Origin of the sequence: Rhodococcus opacus B4, from assembly GCF_000010805.1 — a bacterium.
Classification (GTDB): Bacteria; Actinomycetota; Actinomycetes; order Mycobacteriales; family Mycobacteriaceae; genus Rhodococcus_F; species Rhodococcus_F opacus_C.
Genome location: NC_012522.1, coordinates 7,783,399 through 7,798,062, shown reverse-complemented (window position 1 = coordinate 7,798,062; position 14,664 = coordinate 7,783,399). Strand labels below are relative to the sequence as shown.

10 protein-coding genes and 1 pseudogene are annotated in these 14,664 nt (G+C 64.3%); 3 read left to right on the top strand and 8 right to left on the bottom strand.

Going from position 1 to position 14,664, the window contains the following annotated elements:
- Positions 1–3 precede the first annotated feature (3 nt).
- Together ROP_RS35465 and ROP_RS35460 are read right to left on the bottom strand one after the other, a co-directional pair.
- Positions 4–1,506 carry an aldehyde dehydrogenase family protein gene (locus ROP_RS35465; protein WP_043826042.1) on the bottom strand — a complete coding sequence of 501 codons (1,503 nt, stop codon included), beginning with the start codon at positions 1,504–1,506 and terminating at the stop codon, positions 4–6.
- A 73-nt stretch (positions 1,507–1,579) separates the two neighbouring features.
- Positions 1,580–2,416, bottom strand: a complete 837-nt coding sequence (locus ROP_RS35460) for a mycofactocin-coupled SDR family oxidoreductase (protein ID WP_015890803.1) — start codon at positions 2,414–2,416, stop codon at positions 1,580–1,582.
- A gap of 355 nt (positions 2,417–2,771) precedes the next feature.
- Here ROP_RS35460 and ROP_RS35455 point away from each other — a divergent pair.
- Positions 2,772–3,568 (top strand): annotated as a pseudogene (locus ROP_RS35455) (SDR family NAD(P)-dependent oxidoreductase).
- A gap of 247 nt (positions 3,569–3,815) precedes the next feature.
- Here ROP_RS35455 and ROP_RS35450 read toward each other — a convergent pair.
- The 3 genes from ROP_RS35450 to ROP_RS35440 all read right to left on the bottom strand — a co-directional run bounded on the left by ROP_RS35450 (position 3,816) and on the right by ROP_RS35440 (position 7,736).
- Positions 3,816–5,132 (bottom strand): ABC transporter substrate-binding protein, encoded by a 1,317-nt coding sequence (locus ROP_RS35450; RefSeq protein WP_015890801.1) that lies wholly within the window; start codon positions 5,130–5,132, stop codon positions 3,816–3,818.
- A gap of 213 nt (positions 5,133–5,345) precedes the next feature.
- A complete protein-coding gene (locus ROP_RS35445; protein WP_015890800.1) occupies positions 5,346–6,623 on the bottom strand; it encodes an acyl-CoA dehydrogenase family protein in 1,278 nt (425 codons plus the stop codon).
- 36 nt (positions 6,624–6,659) lie between these two features.
- Positions 6,660–7,736 (bottom strand): phosphotransferase family protein, encoded by a 1,077-nt coding sequence (locus ROP_RS35440; protein ID WP_015890799.1) that lies wholly within the window; start codon positions 7,734–7,736, stop codon positions 6,660–6,662.
- 126 nt (positions 7,737–7,862) lie between these two features.
- Between ROP_RS35440 and ROP_RS35435 the strand changes: the two genes are divergently transcribed.
- On the top strand, positions 7,863–8,861 hold the full coding sequence (locus ROP_RS35435; protein WP_043826963.1) for an NADPH:quinone oxidoreductase family protein: 999 nt from the start codon (positions 7,863–7,865) through the stop codon (positions 8,859–8,861).
- A complete protein-coding gene (locus ROP_RS35430) occupies positions 8,861–9,772 on the top strand; it encodes a LysR family transcriptional regulator (protein WP_015890797.1) in 912 nt (303 codons plus the stop codon). Before ROP_RS35435 ends, ROP_RS35430 begins: the two co-directional genes overlap by 1 nt.
- Positions 9,773–9,815: 43 nt before the next feature.
- Here ROP_RS35430 and ROP_RS35425 read toward each other — a convergent pair whose 3' ends face one another.
- The 3 genes from ROP_RS35425 to ROP_RS35415 all read right to left on the bottom strand — a co-directional run bounded on the left by ROP_RS35425 (position 9,816) and on the right by ROP_RS35415 (position 14,538).
- Complete coding sequence (locus tag ROP_RS35425; protein ID WP_043826038.1) at positions 9,816–11,045, bottom strand: amidohydrolase family protein; 1,230 nt, start codon at positions 11,043–11,045, stop codon at positions 9,816–9,818.
- Between the two features lie 216 nt (positions 11,046–11,261).
- Positions 11,262–12,836 carry an ABC transporter substrate-binding protein gene (locus ROP_RS35420; RefSeq protein ID WP_015890795.1) on the bottom strand — a complete coding sequence of 525 codons (1,575 nt, stop codon included), beginning with the start codon at positions 12,834–12,836 and terminating at the stop codon, positions 11,262–11,264.
- Positions 12,837–12,957: 121 nt separating this feature from the next.
- Positions 12,958–14,538, bottom strand: a complete 1,581-nt coding sequence (locus tag ROP_RS35415; RefSeq protein ID WP_015890794.1) for an ABC transporter substrate-binding protein — start codon at positions 14,536–14,538, stop codon at positions 12,958–12,960.
- Positions 14,539–14,664 lie beyond the last annotated feature (126 nt).

The window sequence follows — 14,664 nt, the reverse complement described above, 5'->3', positions numbered from 1 at the left end:
CTGTCACGCTGTCGCCGGTACGCCGATGGTCTTGCTCTCGAGGAACTCCTCGAAGCCTTCGACGCCGTGCTCCCGTCCCAGGCCGCTGTGGCGATACCCACCGAACGGGACGTCGTCGGCGAGGAACGCTGCACCGTTCACGGAAATCGTGCCGGTCCGGACTCTCCTGGCCACGTCTGTCGCACGGGCCACATCGCCGCCGAACACCGAGCCGGACAGGCCGTACAACGAGTTGTTCGCGATATCGATCGCCTCGTCCTCGGTCTCGTAGGGAATGACGACGAGTACCGGACCGAAGATTTCCTCCTGGGCGATCCGCGCGTCGGGGGCGACATCCGCAATGAGCGTCGGATTCACGAAGAAGCCGCGATCGTGGTTCTCCGCCCGGCCCCCTCCGAAGACGATCCGCCCCTCGATCCTGCCGAGTTCGATGTACCCGAGAACACGTTCGAGCTGAACCGCATTTATCACCGGGCCGATGAATGTCGACGGGTCTTTCGGATCCCCGGGCACCATCGCGGACATGACCGCCTGGGCGACCTGCAGCCCTTCGTCGTAGCGAGAACGCGGAAGCAGCAGACGCGTGGTCAGTGCGCAGCCCTGACCGGCGTGCGAGCAGACCGAACCGGCGACCTGACCGATGGCTGCCTGCATGTCTGCATCTTCGAGAACGATTGCAGCGGACTTGCCGCCGAGCTCGAGAAGGGTGCGCTTCACCGTCGGTGCGCCGGCGGCAAGGATCTTGCGCCCCGTAGCCGTCGACCCGGTGAACGTGACGACGTCGACCCGCGGATCCGTGGTGAGCGCCTCACCGACGGCGTTGTCGGACGACGTAACGACGTTGAGCACTCCGGCGGGCATGTCGGTGTACTCGGCGGCGAGCTTTCCGATCATCGTCGCGGACCACGGGGTGTCGGGTGCGGGTTTGAGCACCACAGTGCACCCGGCTGCAAGTGCGGCGGACAGCTTGACCATGTTCAGGAAAAACGGATAGTTCCAGGCGGTGATCGCCGCGACCACTCCCGCCGCTTCCTTCCGGACCAGCGGCGCCGTCGAGGTGCCCAGCGCAACGCGGGTGGGGAACTGCTTCTCGTATTCGTAGGTGTCGGCGAGATCCGCCATCCACCGCAGCGATTCGATGCCGGGACCGACCTGCATCATGTCGTGGAGGGCCATGGGAGCGCCCGCCTCGGCCGTGACGACCTCACCGAGATCTGCTCGGCGCTCGTCCATCGCGTCGGCGAGCTGCCGCAGCACCCGGCTTCGCAGGGACGAGTTCGTCGACCAGTCGGTCGTGTCGAATGCGCGGCGCGCGGCGCTCACGGCGCGATCGGCGTCCTCCGTCGATCCATCTGCGGTGACGCCCAGGACGTCTTCCGTTGCAGGATCTATGTTCTCGAACACTCGGCCGGACAGGGCGTCGACCAACTCACCGCCGATCAGCATCCGCGGTTCGGCGAGCGACAACGTCGGCGCGCTCACCGGGGCGTTGACTGAAGATCCCATTGACGTACTTCTTTCGTGTGGGGCCGCGACACCGTCGCAGCACGGTTGCCGATGGCGAAGTCGAGCGTGGTGATCAGAGTCCGAGAGCCAGTCCGGCGCCGGCATCCACCCGCACCTCCTGGCCCGTGACGAAGCGGGACTCGTCCGACGCGAGGTAGACCACGAGGCTCGAGATGTCGGCAGGTTCCACCCACGGTGTCGGGATGGGGTGCATGCTCGCGAAACCGTCCTTGACGTCGTCGAGAGTGGGATTGTCGAGGTCGTCGCGGAACATCTTGTACATCGGCGGGCTCTGCAACATATCGGTGTTGCAATTGGAAGGATGAATCGTGTTGGCCCGGATGCCCCTGGCTGCCAGCAGATGTGCCACGGTGCGTACGTACTGCGGGATCATCCGTTTGGCCAGTCCGTACCCGGTTCCTCCGGGGCTGGTCAGACCGGCAGGCATGAGGGCGGCGAGCGAACCGGTGGCGATGATCGAGCCGCCGTCGCTCAGGTGTGGCAGGGCACCGTGGATCGAATTCACGACGCCGAGGAAGTCGACGTCGAACGAGTCGACGAAACCCTGCATCGGGATGTCTTTGCCGAGCGGACAGATTCCGGCGTTCGCGACGACGATGTCGAGGCCGCCCAGTTCTGCAACGGCTGAGGCCAGAGCCTTCTCCAGTCCGACACGATCACGCACGTCCACCTTCGCCGACACGACGCGCCGACCTTCGGCTTCCACCAACTTGACCGTCTGCGCGAGATCCTCCTCGGTCGACAGCGGGTACTCGTTCGTCTCGATGTCCTCACACAGATCGAAGGCGATGATGTCGGCGCCTTCCTGGGCAAGGTTCAGAGCATGGCTTCGTCCCTGTCCGCGCGCGGCTCCGGTCACAAAAGCGATCTTGCCTTCAACTCGGTTCACGACTCTCCTCGATTGACGTTTCGCGTGAAGATGCGTGCCCCGACAGCGTCTGGTTGCGCGCGGGTGCGACGGAAATCAGGTCAGCATCTGACACACCGAACATTATTGTGACGCCGTTCACATGTCAATGACTTTTTCGGAGATTCACCAGGCCAGACTCGCCGATTCCGACACACCTCGAACGATGTGGACAGCAGAGCCACCCGACACCCACTTTGAGGCAGAACCTCTCCTACACCCCGCGCGGATCCCGAACCGATCCACCACCCGAGAGTACGGTGACCCCTGTGGCCAACACATTCTGACGATAATGTCATCTACAGCAAGGTTGGTTCGTCAAGGAAGCATGGAACACATGGATCTTCTCGTTCGCGGCAAGGGTTATCTCGTCGTCGGTGGAACTGCAGGGATGGGGCTCGCGTCGGCCCGCGCACTCGCCGGAGACGGCGCCTCGATCGTCGTGGTGGGACGCGACGCCGCACGCGCCGAACACGCAGCCGCCGAGATTCGCGAAGCCGGCGCCGCACATGCGTACGGACTGTCGTTCGACGTCGACGTCGGCGTCGCCGGCCAGGCCGACCAGGCGGTGGCAGAGGCCGTCGAACTGCTCGGACGTCTGGACGGGGTGGCGGTGACCACCGGCATCCGCGGGAAGGAGCCGATCGAATCACCCGACGAGATGTGGATCGGGGCACTCCGCGACGTCGTGTTGGGCACGACGCGGACGGTCGAGGCCGCGCTCCCCCATCTCACCTCGACGCGAGGCACGATCGTGACGACGGCGGCATACTCGGTGCGCGCTCCCGAACTCGTGCGACTGCCGTACGCATCGCTGAAAGGTTCAGTCGCCGTATTCACCAAGGGTATCGCGAAGACGTATGGCAGCAAGGGTATTCGCGCGAACTGAATCTGCCCGGGGGCTATCGAGACGGACGCGTTTCGGGCGATCCGTACCCACGTGGCGCAGGAACGGGGCTACCCGTACGGAAGCGCTGGAACGGGTGATGGTGGAGGAGTGGGGCCTCGATGGCGGCGCTGGGAAGGCCCGGACAGCCCGACGAGGTCGGCGAACTCGTTGCGTTCCTCCTGTCACCGCGAGCCGGCTATATGACCGGTGCCTTGGTGAACATCGACGGCGGCACGGACTTCTGACACCGCCCCGCCGCCGCCGACCGTTACATCACTCCGCGAAATGGACGTGCCGGAGTTCGAACGGGCCACCGACGAACGGCGGGGTCATCTCGTCGAATCCCACGACTCCCGGCGTGTGCAGGTACTGAGTCGCCGGAGCGCAGATGAACACCTCCAGCGCTTGTTCGGACGCAACCCGGGACGCCTGCTCCAGCAGTGCGGTTCGGGTTGCGTCGCCAGGCTCGTGTGCCAGCGCTGACCGGATCGTCTACGCGAACCCGTCGGGGAGCCGGCCCTGCTGGCTCCGATCCAGGTAGCGGTCGCGAAGGGTGAAGCCCGGTTCGGGGTTTCCCGCCATGCTGTACTGCCAGGCATCGACCTCGCCCGATTCCCATCTCGGAAGCGCTTCACCGAAATCGGAGTTCTCGAAGTCCATCTTCACACCGACGGCCTGCAGCTGAGCCTGGATACCGACGGACAGTTGAGCGTGCGCGCCGGTCGTCAACGCCTTGATCTCCAGGCCGTCTGCGTAACCGGCCTCGGCCAGCAGGGCACGGGCCTTGTCCGGGTCGTGGCGATACCCGAATCCGTCCTCGGACACATGGCCGTCGACTCCCTCCTGGAGCGGCTGCGACGTCGGAGCGCACTGTCCGTTCATCAGAGAATCGTTCAACGCGTCCCGGTCGATCGCATAGTTGAGCGCCTGACGGACGCGGGGATCGCGCAGCGGTCCGCGATCGGAGTTGAGATAGATGGTGTACCAAGATGTCCTGCCCGAGGTGGACAACGTGAAGTCGCCCGAATCGGCCATCGCCGTCGCATCCCGGTACTGGCTCATACGCGAGAGCGCGGCATCGATCTGACCACTGCGAAGGGCATTCATGCGCGCGTTGTCATCCACGATCCCACGGATCTCGACCTTGGGAATCACGTAGGTGTTCGGGTTCCAGTAGTCATCCACCCTCGTGAACGTTGCCTTGTCCCCGACCGTCAGAGCCGTCAGCTCGTACGGGCCCGATCCCGCGGGATGCGCACTGAGGTCGTCACCGACCGCCTTCGGATCGACGATCGAACCCAGAGTCGTCGCCAGAATGAACGGCAGATCGGTCGACGGCTCGTCGAGGGTGAACCGCACTGTGTAATCGTCTGGTGCACTGACGCCCTCGACCATCGTGAACTTGTCCTGAGCAGAAGACTGCGGCCGGTGCAGAGCCCGGTCCATACTTGCGACGACCGCCTTCGCATCGAGTGGCGTACCGTCGTGGAATTTCACGTCGCGTCGGAGAGAGAACGTCAGCGTCCGGCCGTCGGAAGAGTAGTCCCAGGACTCCGCCACGCTCGGCACGACCGTCGGTATCCCGTCGACCGGTTCGATCGCGGTCAGCCGGTCGTACAGGAGATCGATGTACGGATGCGCGCCGGCGGCGCTCGGGTTCATGTGCGGATCCATCGACGACGGTGGAATGAACCACGCCACCGTCAGTGAATCGCTCTGGCCCGCAGTACCACCGGATCCGCCGCATGCGCCTACGACGAGGGTGGCGACTGCGAGTGCCCCGATCTTGATCACACGAGACGAAGCCATCAACTTCTCCGATCAGATGACGAGATCCGACGAGAACGGTCCCGGGGATCAACTGAATGGCGGAACTTTCACGCCGATCAGAAAGCTAGTGCTCCAGCTCACATCTGTCAAAGTACCCGAAGAATCGGGTGCAACAGTCCCGCAGGTGAATTCAATCGACTACCAGCACCCGAGACGGGAGCGTGGACATGCGACTCCACGCTCCCCCGGTGGTCAGGCGATGCCGAGCCTGCCTTTCGCCGCCGCGAGCTTCGACGGGATGTGGTCGGTCGGCCAGAGCCCGTCGGTGGACCGGTGGTCCGCGAGCACCGCCCTCGCCACCTGACGCAGGTGAACCTCGGTCGGACCGTCCACGAGGCCCATCACCGGCGCCGTGACCCACATCTTGGCCAACGGAGTGTCCTGGGTGACACCGAGGGCCCCGTGTACCTGGATCGAGCGCTGCACGATGTCGTGCAGGACCTTGGGCGTGAGGAACTTGATGGCGCTGATGTCCTTGCGGCACAGCGAGTAATCCTTGGTCTTGTCGATCAGCCAGGCGGTGCGCAGAACGAACAGCCGGAACTGTTCGAGTTGCGCATACGATTCGGCGATGTAATTCTGCACGGTCTCGCGCTCGGACAGCGCTTTCCCGCGGGTGGTGCGGCTCAGTGCCCGCTCGCACATCATGTCCAGTGCACGCTGCGCGAGTCCGACCGTGCGCATGGCGTGATGAACGCGACCACCGCCGAGACGGACCTGCGCCACCTCGAAAGCTCGTCCCTCGTCACCGAGCAACGCGGTGTGGGGAACACGGACGTTGTCGTAGTGAATGTAGGCTTCCGAGCCCTCGTCCACCGGCTCGTGGATCAGTGCCAGGTTGCGCTCGATCGTCAGACCCGGAGAGTCGGTGGGAACGAAGAACATCGACATGCCCTTGTGTGGGCCGGCATCCTTGTCGGTGTACGCCATGACGATGCAGAACGTCGCGTAGCGGGCGTTGGAGGAGAAGAACTTCCACCCGTTGATGATCCAGTCGTCACCGTCGCGGACGGCTGTCGTCTCGAACCCGGAGACGTCGGCGCCGCCCTGCGGTTCGGTCATCGAATAGCAGGAGAAGATCTCCCCGTCGAGCAACGGCCGGAGGTAGGTCGCCTTCTGCTGCTCGGTGCCGAAGTGGGCGATGATCTCGGCGTTCCCGGTGTCGGGAGCCTGGGTCCCGAAGATGACCGGAGCCCAGGCGGAGCGGCCGAGGATTTCGTTGAGCAGCGCGAGTTTCAGCTGTCCGTACCCCTGCCCGCCGAGAGCGGGTTCGAGATGGCATGCCCACAGCTGCTGGTCGCGAGCCTTCCGCTTGAGCGGATCCACGACTCGACGGTGCTCGTCGTCGAGTGGCTTGTAGTTATCGTGCGGCCACACCAGATCGAGCGGCTCGACCTCGTCGCGCACGAACCGCGCGGTCCAGTCAAGCTTCTTCTGAAATTCAGGATCGGTTTCGAAATCCCAGGACATTCCCATTCCTCGATTCTTCGGTGCGACGTCGTTGCGCTAGCGGAGCGACGTCGTCTTCGACAGGTTTGCGGCGAACTGCATCAGCTCGAGCACGATCGGACCGAAGCGGGCGACGCGGTCGTCCGCCTCCCCCTTCGCGTGCCGGGCGACACTCGCCTCCAACACGATGGCCAGCTTGAACCGGGCGAGAATGACGTAGTAGTCCACGTCGGTGACGTCGCGTCCACTGACCGTTGCATAGTGCTCGAGCATGTCTTCGCGGGACGGCATCCCGTCGTAGTTCAGATAGCGGGCATGCTGCATCGCATCCCCCTCGGGCGGCCACCCGACCAGCACCCAACCGAGATCGAGCAAAGGGTCGCCGATTGTCGCCATTTCCCAGTCGATGATCGCCGCGAGCTCGGCCGGCGCACCGTGCCGGTACATGACGTTCGCGAACTGGTAGTCACCGTGCATGATTCCGGGCTCGAAGGTCCGGGGCTGGTGGTTGCGGAGCCATGCAGCGGTCTCGTCCAACCCGGGAATGTCGCGGAACTTGAACCCGGCCAGGTGCGACAGCCAGCGATCCACCTGCCGATCGAGGAAGCCGTCCGGCTTCCCGAAGCCATCGAGGCCCTGCGCCTTCCAGTCGACGCGCGCCATCTTCGCGGCGCCGTCGACGAGTTGGATCGCGAGGCCCGATCGGGCCTGTAGGTCGGTGTCGAACGGCGCCGCCCAGCCGCCTCCCATGGGGCTCCAGCCGTCCACCAGATCCATCAGGTAGAAGGGCGACCCGATGACAGACACGTCATCGGTCGCGCCGCGCAGCCTGGCGTGCGGTACGTCGGTGTCCGCAAGGGCCCTGAGAAGCTGCGCCTCACGCATGAGGACTTTGGCTCTGCCTTCGACTCCATAGCCGGGTGGACGTCGAAGCGCCATCTTCTCGCCCCCACGAAGGATCTCGAAGAGCTCGTTCTGCGATCCGCCGGCCAGACTCCGTGCCTGCACCGGTTCGCCGGCTCCGGGAATCCCTTGGCCGTCCATCCATTTGCCGAGCGCTTCGACATCGAGCGCGAGGGACGGCTTGTCGTCGGTCCGGTCCGCGACCGACGTACTGTCACTGTGATCTGCCATACTTGGAACATAATGACTCATTTAGCAGAATGCAATTACTCTGTAGGCAACTCCGGCATACTCCCTACTGGGGGCGCACGAATCCGCGAGAGGACACCTATGGCTCCCACCGAAACTCCCACCGTGATGTCAGCAGCCCGCATCCACAGGATGGGAGATCCCGACGCGATAGTCATCGATTCCGTCGCAGTTCCGGCACCGGGACCGGGAGAAATCCTCGTAGCGGTGCGCTCGGCGGCCGTGAATTTTCCCGACACCCTGATGATCGCGGGTAAGTACCAGGTTCAGGTTCCACTCCCCTTCGTCCCCGGGCACGAGGCGGCCGGCGTGGTGCACGCCGTGGGGCCGGGCGTCACCGCTCCGGTTCCCGGCGACCGGGTGGCGGTCCTCGCCCCGGGAGCCTTCGCCGAGTACGTGGTCGCACCGGCCACCGCTGCTGTGCCGATCCCGGACACCGTCGGTTTCGACGAGGCCGCCGCTACCTGGGTATGCCACCTGACCGCGTATCACGCGCTGCGGTCGACAGCCGAGATCGCCTCGGGCGAAAAGGTTCTCGTTCTGGGAGCCGGCGGTGGGGTCGGGCTCGCCGCCGTGGAACTCGCCACCATCCTCGGGGGCCGGGCCGTCGCTACCGCATCGTCGGCAGACAAACTCGAGGCCGCTCGCAGCCGGGGCGCGGAATTCACGGTCGACTACTCCGCAACCGATCTGAGGACCGGAATCCGAGAGGCGATCGGCTCGGGCTCGGTCGACATCGTCATCGACCCGGTGGGCGGGACGCTGTCCGAACAGGCACTGCGGGAGATGCGCTGGGGCGGGAGGTTCGTCACCCTGGGGTACGCCAGCGGACACATCCCCCAGATCCCGCTGAACCTTGTGCTCCTCAAGGGCGTCGACATTCGCGGCCTCGAGATCCGTACGTTCGCCTCCCGCGCCCCCGGTCGTGCAGAACGAGACCGCGCGGAGTTCACGGACTTGTGGGCGTCGGGCCGGATCCGGCCCGTCATCGGCGCCCGGTATCCCCTCGACCAGGTGAGCGCAGCACTGAACACAGTCGCTGCGGGGCGGTCCCTCGGCAAGACGGTGATAGAAATGGCCCCCTCACCCCACACCGCGGACTGCTGATGGAAATTCAGCAACTCCGATGTCTCGTCGCGGTAGCGGAACACGGTTCGTTCACCAAGGCGGCCGCAGCCGTGCATCTCACCCAGCCGTCGCTCTCGCATGCCGTCGCGAAGCTCGAATCCGAACTCAGGATGCAGCTCTTCCACCGATCCTCCCGTGGTGTGACATTCACACCCGCCGGTCACTCGATCCTGGAGCCCGCGCGGCGGGTCCTCTCGGCGCTGGACGACATCGACGCAACCGTGTCGTCATTGCGCGGCATGACAGAGGGAACGGTGCGAGTGGTGAGCACCCGCTCCTTCACTGCCTCGATCGCAGACGCGGTGTCGGAGTTCCGCCGCCAGTTCCCGCAGATGAAGGTCACGGTAGGTGCGTCGAGAACGGAATCGGAGGTTCACGCACTCATCGCATCGGGTGACTGCGACATCGCCTTCGCGCGAGTGGACCGCACGCCCCCGGAGCTCTCTGCCGACGTACTCGACGTGGAGTCGCTCGCTGCCATCGTCCCGCGCCGCCACGATCCCCACCCGGACGCCTCCGACATCACCTGGCCCCAGGCCGCCGAACTTCCGCTGATAGTGCCGCCGGTGGGCAATCAGGCGCGTCTCGCGCTCGATCGCGTGTTCGCTGCGCACGATGCCCGAATGACGGTCGCGGTCGAGAACGAGGACTACGAGTCGACCCTGGAGATGGTGCGCGCCGGTGTCGGTGCCTGTCTCGGCACCCAGGGTGTGTCCCGGCTTCCGAACGGAGCGCGGATGAAGACCATCATTCCCGTCAGCGTCACGAAGATCGGCCTTGTGTACCGGCCGGGCACACTCGCCCCCGCGGTCTCCGCTTTCAGAATGATTGCACTGCAGTCTTTTTCCGGCCGATACCAGGAGCGGACGCCGATGGCGGCGAACAGCTGAGCTCCCCCGCGATGAAGCGGGGGAGCTCGGTGCCATCGAGGTGTCAGGCTGTCGCGTCTACCCTGGGGAAGTTGTACAACTTCCGGGCGTTCAGTTCGACGATCTTGTGCGCTTCGTCGTCGGGAACATCCTGGAGCAGTTTGGTGGTGTACTGCCGGCTGTTGGGCCAGTTCGAATCCGAGTGCGGGTAGTCGCACTCCCAGGTGATGTTGTCGATGCCGATCTGGTGGCGCCGGGCGACACCCTCGAAGTCGTCGATGAAGCAACCGTACATATGCTCGCGGAACAGATCCGACGGACGCACTTCCTTGTTCACGTTCTGATACCAGCGGTGCTTCTCCCACGTCAGGTCGATCCGCTCGAGCAGGTACGGCATCCACCCGATACCACCCTCGGACAGCGCAACCTTCAGATTCGGGAACTTGTAGAACACCGGCGAGAACAACAGATCCGCGGTCGCGTCCATCGAGTTGGTACCGAAGAGCGCGATCATCACCGCCATCGGCGCCTCCGGAGAGGTGATCGGCGCCTTACCCGAGGAGCCGAAATGCATGCACAGCGGCATCTTCGTCTCCTCCGCCGCGCGGAAGACCGGATCCCAGAAATCGGTGTAGAACGACGGCAACCCGAGCCCGACGGTGTTCTCGGGGAACGTGATCGCCTTCGCACCCTTCGCCGCGCAGCGGTAGATCTCCTTGGCCGCTTCCTGCGGATCCCACAGCGGCAGAATGATGAGTGGAATGAATCGATCGGGATTGGACGCTGCCCACTCATCGAGGTGAAAGTCGTTCCACGCCTTCACCGAGAGCAGAGCCAACTCCCGGTCCTTTCCTTCCAGGAACACGGTGCCGGCGAAACGTGGGAAGGACGGGAAGCACAACGCAGCCTGGACGCCGTCGATGTCCATATCGGCGACCCGCGCCTTCGGGTCGTAACACCCCGGCAGCATGTCGGAATACCGGGTGGGATCCATTCCGTACTCCTGCGGCTTCTTGCCCGCCACCGCGTTCAGGCCGATGTTCGGATAAATCCGACCCTCATACGACCAGACCTCGGCGAGCTTCTTCGCCCTCGGGGCGGCGTCTCCCTGCCGGGCGGCATCGAGCAGCAGCGCCGACAACCCCTCGTCGCCGTGACTCTGGCTCATGTCCATCTCGACGATCCGCGGGCCCTGCTCGTGGAACTTCTTGGGCAACCGATCGGTCCACACGGTGGGCGGCTCGATCAAATGGTCGTCCACCGAGATCAAATGCATATGGTCCTGAAGCGGCACAGCGACTCCCTATCTGAAGGGGATGACGGCTCCTGAGCGTCTCGTCATCCGTCTTGCCAGTGATCCATCTGACACTGTGTCATCGTAGTGACGTGAGTCACCACCGTCAATCTCTAGCGGGATCTCCTGGGTATCCAGCACCGAATCGGCGACTCGTACCGACCAGGAATCCTCAAAATTCGGCTCTCACAACCTACTTCTGACGGAAGGTTCGGGTCACTTGGTGGTCTTTCCGGCATAGCGCACGTCGAAGATGCTCGTGAAGTCCGCCTGCCCCAGCGTGTCCATGCCGACCGTCGAGGACGAGTACGCGACGATCGTCGGTACCCCACAGATGAAGACGTCGTATGCATCGTCGGCCGCGATGCCGGAGGCGCGGCGCAACAGCTCGGTTCTCTCGCCGTCATCGAGCCGCGGGTCCAGCGATTGCAGCACCGTCTCGGAGAACTGGGCCGACGGCGGGCTCGGGAAGCGGTAGTCGGCCATGTAGTTCAGCAACAGTGACTGGCCGGGAATCGGATACGCCAACCGCGAATTCAGGAGCTCATAGTCGCCCTGACGGAAAGTCGACTGTGCATCGACAGCCGGAATGGGCAACAACTGGGCGTCGACGCCGATGTCACGAAGTTGTGCCTGAACCGAAGTCGCCATTTCCTGTTGCGGCGACGCGCCCGCGACATAGATCACGCGCAGGGACAGGTTGTCCGGCGCCCCCGCCTCCTTCAGCAGAGCCTTCGCCTTGACCGGATCGTGCGTATAGAGGGCGGTCCTGCTGTCGTCGTGGCCGTCCACGCCTTCGGGAAGCGGTTGCGAGAGTGGTGCACACTTTCCGTTCAGCAGCGCCGAATTGATACCCTCGCGGTCGATGGCATAGTTCAACGCCTGCCGGACCTTTGCGTTCTCGAGTCCGGGCGTGCCGATGTCGAGTTGGACGGCGTACGACTGGACGGTCGGATACTCGTGTACCTCGAACCCCGAACCTCCGGTGACAGCTCGGATCTCGTCGTACTGGTCCGGATCGACCTTGATGGCGTCGACCTGTCCGGAACGGAACGCATTGAGCCGTGAATTGTCGTCAGCCATTCCGATCAGCTCGAGCCGCTGGGGCTTCTGCGCGTCCGGATCCCAGTAGCCGTCGTAACGCACGTACGTCACACGATCACCGGGGCGCACCTGATCGAAGCGGTACGGTCCCGAACCGGCGTCCGTGCGGCCGATGTCGAGTCCCGCATCGAGAGCCTTCACATTCACGATCGCCGCCTCGGTCGTCGACAGCACGGCGGGGAGATCGAGCGCCGGGCGACTGGTCGAGATCCGCACCCTGTTCCCGTCGACGGCGTCCACACCGGTCACCATGTCGAATCTGCCCGCCACCTTCGACTTCTGCGGATCACGCGCGCGGGCAAGGCTCGCGACGACAGCCTGGGCGTCCACCGGCGTCCCGTCGTGGAACGTCACGTCGTTCCGAAGCGTGAAATCGACCGACCTTCCGTCGTCGGCGAACGTCCACGATTCGGCGACCATCGGTGCGATCGTCGGACCACTGACAGCTTGGGTCAGCCGGTCGTACACGGGAGACAGAAACGGGAAGTCGATCTGATAGTTGCCCGACTGGTGGGGATCGAGATTGTTCGGGACGACGTTTCCGGCCACTCGCAGAGTCGCCGTGCGATCCACCTCGCCTTGTGCCCCGTGCTCGCCTGTCGCGGTCCCACACGAGACCACGACGCCGGCGGCCAGCACAGCAACCGCCACCGGGTATCGACGGCGACGAGAACTTCTATCGAACATGAATGGGCTCCATTTCCTCGAATCGACGCAGACACCGACCCGCGCCGCACAGAACGAGGGGCGTCGCCTCGGGACCATGCCCGGGCAACGCCCCTCGCCCGACACTCTGATGAGAACTGGGTCAGGAGGTCTTGCCCAGGTACCGCGTGTCGAGGATTCCGCTGAAGTCCGCTTGCCCGATGGTGTCGATACCGACGACCTTGTCGGTGTATGCGGCCTGCGTCGGAATTCCACAGATGAACATGTCGTACGCATTCTCCGAGGCGATACCCGAGGCTTCCGAGTACAGCTGGGTGCGGTCGGCGTCAGGAGTGTTCGGGTCCAGCGAACGGTTCACCGCATCAGTGAACTCCTGCGAAGGTGCCGTCGGGAAGCGCAACGGAACGAGATAATTGGTCTGGAGCGACTGTGCGGGGGTCGGGTACGTCAGGCGCGGGTTCAGGAGCGAGTAGCTCCCCTCCCCCATCGTGGTCTGCGCATCGGCCGCGGGGAGCGGCATGATGTCGAGCCCCACCCCGACATCGGCCAACTGTGCCTGGATGGCGGTGGCCATCTCCTGCTGAGGAGACAGGCCCGAGACCGTGATCAGCCGCAGCTTCAGATCTGCAGGCGCGTTGGCCTCCTTCAGCAGCTGGCGCGCCTTGTTCGGATCGTACGTGTACTTGCCGTCGACGTCGGAGTTGTGGCCGTTGACGCCGTCGGCGATCGGCTGCGAGATCGGCTGGCATTGGTCCTTCAGAAGCGCCGAGTTGATGCTGTCCCGGTCGATCGCGTAATTGAGAGCCTGCCGAACTCGCGGGTCGGTGAGACCCTGCTGTCCGATGTCGAGTTGCACTGCGTAGTACTGCGACACGGGGAAGGTGTGCATCTGGTACTGCGGCTGTCGCAACAGGGTCTGCAGCTCGTCGGTCTGGCCTGCTTTCGCGAGCATGACGTCGATCTGACCGCTACGGAAGGCATTGAGTCGTGCGTTGTCGTCGCTGATCCCGATGATCTCGAGATTGGCGGCTTTCTGCGCTTCCGGATCCCAGTACCCGTCGAAACGCTTGTAGATGATGCGGTCGCCTCGTCGGATCTGCTCGGCCACGTAGGGTCCCGAGCCCGCCGTCTCCACGGACAGGTCGACTCCACCGTCGATGGCGACCGGGTTGACGATGGCCGCCGTGGTTGTCGAGAGGATGGCCGGCAAGTCTGCTGCGGGCCTGCTGGTCGTGATCCGCACCGTGTTGTCGTTCACGGCCTGGACCGAGGTGATCACCGCGAGCGATCCCGCCGAACGTGCCCGTTGCGGGTCCCGAGCACGGTCGAGGCTCTTCACCACGGCGGCGGCATCGACCGGGGTTCCGTCGTGGAACTTCGCGTCCGTACGGAGAACGAAATCCGCGCTGAGACCGTCCGGGGAGAACTGCCAGGACTCCGCCAGCATGGGCTCGATCGCCGGCCCCGATACTGCTTGCGTCAGCCGATCGTAGACCGGGGCAAGGTAACTGAAATCGACCTGATAGTTGCTGGACTGGTGGGGATCGAGATTGTTGGGGGCCAGCGTCCACGCCATCTTCAACGTCGCGTTCCGGTCTACCTCACCACCGCTCGCGGCCCCCGCGGTCGACCCGCCGCCGCCACAGGCGGACGCGACCGCTGCCACCGTGACCGCCATCACCAGCATCTTGATGCCGGAGGAAACTCCGCTAGAGATCTTCATACCCACACGCCCATTTCTCACCTTGATCGGTACGACACGTTCACGAATCCGCCTGCACGGCAACAAGAGTCCTTCGAAGAGAATGCGGAAGGAATCACGAACGGCCGAGGCCATCGGTGGTCGGCC